We start from the raw sequence: 5,224 nt of genomic DNA, 5'->3' as shown, positions 1-5,224 counted from the left end.
AGCCAATACATATGCAAGCTGACCCACCGCATTCGCGAGCAAGCCCGCTCCCACACAAGCCCTTCCACATTTGATCTAGGTTGGGCCCATAAAAAATGCCCCGCATCGAAAGAAGCGGGGCATTTTTATACAGCGTTGAAACTCAGCGGTTGCGAGTCAGCAGCGCTGGTTTCTCACCACGAGGGCGGCCTGGCAGTTGATCCAACTGCTCAGGTGTCGGGAAGCGATCAGCCTTCGACTCCTTGTGGATGATCTTTGGCGCCGGGCCACCGCGCGGGTTCTGCACCGCTGGCTCGGACGAACGCGGCTGGTCGTCACGGGCCGGGCGGCGGTTGTTGCTGCGCGAATCTTCGCGACGGGCCTGGCCATCACGTGGCGCACCGCTGCGTGGGCCGCTGCGCTTGGCCGGTGGCGTACCGGTGGTGCCGCCGCTGCTGTTGCGCGGCGCGTTCTGGCGCCCGCCTTGCGGCTGGCCGCTGCGGGGAGCACCGGCGCCTGCGCCCTGTGCCGGGGCACCAGGACGGCGGCCACGGCCCTGGGCCGGTTTGGCCTGGGGCACGTAGTCAACGCGGTTGCCGAAGTTGTCCACGTCGTCGTCGAGGAACTCGTCCGGGGCACGGTCAGCAGCAGCGCGTGGCGGCTGTTGGCTCGGCTGGCGCTGTTCGCGGGCCGGGGTGCCTTCACGTGGCTTCTGCTCGCGGGCTGGGCGTTCGCCACGGCCGTTGGTGGGCGCTTTGTCTTTGCCGCCCTTGTCCTTGCCCTTGTCGCGACGGCCACCGCCACCACCGCCGCCGTTCGGGCCATCGCCCTTCGGACCGCGTGGGTTGCGTGGGTTACGCACGTCTGGACGCTCGCGCACTTCTGGCTTTTCGGCCTCTACGGCGCTGGCATCGAAGCCCATCAGGTCGCCGTCGGCGATTTTCTGCTTGGTCATGCGTTCGATGCTTTTCAGCAGTTTTTCTTCGTCCGGCGCAACCAGGGAGATGGCCTCGCCCGAACGACCGGCACGGCCGGTACGGCCGATACGGTGCACGTAGTCTTCATCGACGTTTGGCAGCTCGAAGTTGACCACGTGTGGCAGTTGGTCGATATCCAGGCCGCGGGCGGCGATATCGGTGGCGACCAGGATGCGCACGCTGCCGGCCTTGAAGTCGGCCAGGGCTTTGGTGCGCGCGTTCTGGCTCTTGTTGCCGTGGATGGCGACGGCGGTGAGGCCGTGCTTGTCCAGGTACTCGGCCAGGCGGTTGGCGCCGTGCTTGGTGCGGGTGAACACCAGCACCTGTTCCCACGCGCCGGCGGTAATCAGGTGGGCCAGCAGCGCACGCTTGTGGCTGGCAGGCAGGCGGAACACGCGTTGCTCGATACGCTCGACCGTGGTGTTCGGCGGCGTGACTTCGATGCGTTCCGGGTTGTGCAGCAGCTTGCCGGCCAGGGCGGTGATGTCGTTGGAGAACGTTGCCGAGAACAGCAGGTTCTGACGTTTGGCCGGCAGGCGGGCGAGGACCTTTTTCACGTCATGGACAAAGCCCATGTCGAGCATGCGGTCGGCTTCGTCCAGCACGAGGATTTCCACGTGGGACAGGTCGACGCTGCCTTGGCCGCACAGGTCGAGCAAACGACCCGGGCAGGCAACCAGCACGTCCACACCACGGGACATGGCCTGAACCTGTGGGTTCATGCCGACGCCGCCGAAGATGCAGGCACTGACGAACTTCAAGTCGCGGGCATACAGCTTGAAGCTGTCGTGCACTTGCGCTGCGAGTTCGCGGGTGGGGGTCAGGACCAGTACGCGCGGTTGGCGCGGGCCGTGACGCTGGGATTTGTCCGGGTGACCGTTGGGAAACAACCGCTCCAGAATCGGGAGGGCGAAGCCGCCGGTTTTACCAGTACCTGTCTGAGCCGCAACCATCAGGTCGCGACCTTGCAACACGGCGGGAATGGCCCGCTGTTGCACCGGAGTAGGCTCGGTATAGCCCGCTGCCTCGATGGCGCGGACTAAAGCCTCGGAGAGACCGAGGGAAGCAAAGGACATGAGTAATCCTGTTTTAGTTAGGGCTTGGCCCAAAGGGATAATCTTGCCGGGCGTGAATGACGCTTAGGGGAGCGTTATCCCGTCCGGTCCTGCTGCGTCTGGCGGGCACTCCACCGGCTCGCGCGGGCTGAAAGCTGCGCTGTAGCGGGGTTGGGTGCCTTTTTCAAGACCTCAGCGGCCGGGCGTAAGCCTGGCGGAAAGGCCGGAGTATAACAGAGCAATCACGGCGCGCTGCTTTCCTGCTGCTCAACGGCGTGTTCAGAGGCGGTAATGGCTTGGAATCCACCGTATTTGGCGCTCAGGGCGATGTACGCGGGCTCCTGCTTGAAACGCTTGAGTTCGGCGGCAAAGCGCTGCACCAGCAGGTCCATGCCCGCGCCACGGCGTACCGCGAGGAATTGCTGCTGGCGGCTGACCACCACCGGCGCCTGGCTGACCTTGCCCTCCAGGCCCAACGCCTTTATCACATGCTGGCCGACGCGCCGATCGGTAATCACCAGATCGATGCGCCCCAGCAGCAATTTGCCGAAGTTGGCTTCATGGCTGGGGGCGGGTTCGCGGTTGAACAAGCTGGACTCGCTGAATGCACCGCCATACAGGTAGCCCGGCGAAGTGCCGACGGTCAGGCCGCGCAGGTCGTCGAGGCTGTTGGCGGGATGAGGCCGCTCGTTGGCGTAGAACAGCACGAACTCGACTTCCGACAGCGGCTCGCTCGGGTAAAGCAACTGCGTGTCGCGCTCGTGGCTGTGGAAAATATCCAGCGCGCCGTCGGCGTGGCCTTGATCGAGCATCGCCAGGCAGCGCTTCCAGGGCAGGAACTGCCAGTCGACATCGACCCCCAGGCGTTGGAACACGATCACCGTGGTTTCGTAGTCCAGCCCGCGCATGCTGCCCTGGTCATCGTAGACATAGGGCGCCCAGGGCTCGGTGACAATGCGCAATTTCTCGCCATAAGCCGCCAGGCTCAGGCAAGTGAAAAGGGCAGCGGTCGCAAGCTTCAGGATGACGGGCATGCCCTGAGGTTACGACGCTGGGGCCCTAAAGAAAAGCTCTGGCACAAGCATCTTAGGACCGCGCTATTTTGTCGGCGAGGTCATCAGGTGCTCGTAGATCGCCGCGCGGCGCTCGCCCAGGATCAGGCGCACCAAGGGGTTGGCAAACCAATGTTCCAGTTGATGGGCATCCACCGGGCACTGCTGCCGCTCGGCCTGGTTTTGCTTGGCCTTGTCCCACCAAACCGGGCCGCACGCCTGGTCGAACTCGTTTTCGTGTTCGTAGCAGCCGTAGAGGATTTCGCGGATGAATTGCTGCTTGCGCTTGGGCAGGGCCAGGGTAATCAGTTTGTACATCAGGCGTTGCAGGCGCGGTGGACGCGGCAGGTGAGCGGAGACCTTGCGCGTGTCGGCCAGGGCGCGCGCGCAGGTTGGGGCGGCGCCGTGCTTGGCGATCCACGCCTTGACCTTGGCGCGAAACAGCTGCTTGCGGCTCCAGTAATGGTGGATCAGGTCCGGGCATTGGCGCACGTTGACCGTGCGATAGGCCACCACCGACAGGCAGAACTCTTCCAGGGTGTAGGCGCCCTGAGCCAGGGGGAAGAGTTCGTCCATCAGTTCGATGGAGCGGTCCAGCATGTGCGCGTCCTGCTGCGCCAGGCCCATCACGCCGGAGTTGAGCAGCGGCATGTCGTCATCGGCCAGGCCCTTGTCGGCCAGGATTTTGGCCAGGGCGCTGTACAGCACGCTTTCGCGGTTATCGCCGTACTTGGCGTGGAACGCGTTGCACAGCACCGTGCCGGGCGCGACGCGTTCGAACAGGGCCATGGGCGAGTCGTGGAAAAACGTGTCGGTGTCGATCAGCAGCGCACGTTCGCAGGTTTCGAGGACCTGGCGCAACAGCACGTGCTTGGTGCGGAAATGGTAGCCATGGGGCTCGCTCCAGCGCTGGCGGGTGGCGTCGTCCAGGGTGTGGACGTGCACCGGCAGGTCGCGATACGGCGCGGGGTTGTCGCTGAACACCTGGATGTCCAGTGGCATGTCCTGGGGGCCGCCCAGGTGGGACAAGGCACTGGCGATGCTGAATACCGCTTCCTGATGGTAGGTCTCGGCGCCGAATACCAGGTAAACCAGCTGCGGGCGAGGAGTCGGGGATGCTGTATTCATGTACTGCTGGCTTCCATTCCGGGAGTATTAAAACGACAAAGGCCCTCGCGGTGACGAGGGCCCGGGTGCAACTGCGAACAGACCTTAGCGGGGCAGCTTGAGGTTGTTCCAGATTGCCAGGCTAGGGTCGGCCTGGTTGAGGGTATAGAAGTGCAGGCCGGGTGCGCCACCTTGCAACAAACGTTCACACATTTCGCTGATGACCTGCTCGCCGAACGCCTGGATGCTTTTGACGTCGTCGCCGTAGGCTTCCAGTTGCTTGCGTACCCAGCGTGGGATCTCGGCGCCGCACGCGTCGGAGAAGCGCGCGAGCTTGCTGTAGTTGGTGATCGGCATGATGCCCGGCACGATCGGGATGTTCACACCCATCGCCCGTACACGCTCGACGAAGTAGAAGTAGCTGTCGGCGTTGAAGAAGTACTGGGTGATCGCGCTGTCGGCGCCGGCGTTGGCCTTGCGCACGAAGTTCTGCAGATCGTCTTCGAAATTGCGCGCCTGGGGGTGCATCTCCGGGTAAGCCGCCACTTCGATATGGAAGTGATCGCCGCTTTCTTCACGGATGAAGCTCACCAGGTCATTGGCGTAGCGCAGCTCGCCGCTGGCGATGCCCATGCCGGACGGCAAGTCGCCACGCAAGGCGACGATGCGCTTGATGCCGGCTTGCTTGTATTGGGTCAGCAGGCCGCGCAGGTCGGCCTTGCTATCGCCCACGCACGACAAGTGCGGAGCGGCGGGAACTTTGACTTCGCTTTCCAGCTGCAACACGGTGTTGATCGTGCGGTCACGGGTCGAACCGCCGGCGCCGTAGGTGCAGGAAAAGAAGTCGGGGTTGTAGCTGGCCAACTGCTTGGCAGTCGCCATCAGTTTTTCATGCCCAGCATCGGTCTTGGTCGGGAAGAACTCGAAGCTGTAGCGACGGTCTTGGGACATGGTAATAACCCTATGAAACTCAGATACCGGAAGTCATGCACCGATTGAATGTGGGAGCGGGCTTGCTCGCGAAAGCGGTGTGTCAGTCATCGGATGCATCAAC

Annotated in this window: 4 protein-coding genes; all 4 read right to left on the bottom strand. The window is 63.4% G+C overall.

Translation table 11 applies throughout. From position 1 onward, the window contains the following. Positions 1-142 precede the first annotated feature (142 nt). Positions 143-2,032: a DEAD/DEAH box helicase gene (locus tag NUV89_RS27275; protein ID WP_017735707.1), complete on the bottom strand. Its 1,890-nt coding sequence runs from the start codon at positions 2,030-2,032 to the stop codon at positions 143-145. A 221-nt stretch (positions 2,033-2,253) separates the two neighbouring features. After that, a complete protein-coding gene (locus NUV89_RS27270; RefSeq protein WP_257783754.1) occupies positions 2,254-3,045 on the bottom strand; it encodes an ABC transporter substrate-binding protein in 792 nt (263 codons plus the stop codon). A 63-nt stretch (positions 3,046-3,108) separates the two neighbouring features. After that, positions 3,109-4,191: a hypothetical protein gene (locus NUV89_RS27265; protein ID WP_257783753.1), complete on the bottom strand. Its 1,083-nt coding sequence runs from the start codon at positions 4,189-4,191 to the stop codon at positions 3,109-3,111. Between the two features lie 84 nt (positions 4,192-4,275). Next, positions 4,276-5,121 (bottom strand): methylenetetrahydrofolate reductase [NAD(P)H], encoded by an 846-nt coding sequence (metF, locus tag NUV89_RS27260; protein ID WP_124527283.1) that lies wholly within the window; start codon positions 5,119-5,121, stop codon positions 4,276-4,278. Positions 5,122-5,224: the final 103 nt, after the last annotated feature.

Origin of the sequence: Pseudomonas sp. 18.1.10 (assembly GCF_024655625.1) — a bacterium.
In the GTDB taxonomy this organism is placed as follows: Bacteria; Pseudomonadota; Gammaproteobacteria; order Pseudomonadales; family Pseudomonadaceae; genus Aquipseudomonas.
This window is presented reverse-complemented; position numbering and strand designations above follow the sequence as displayed.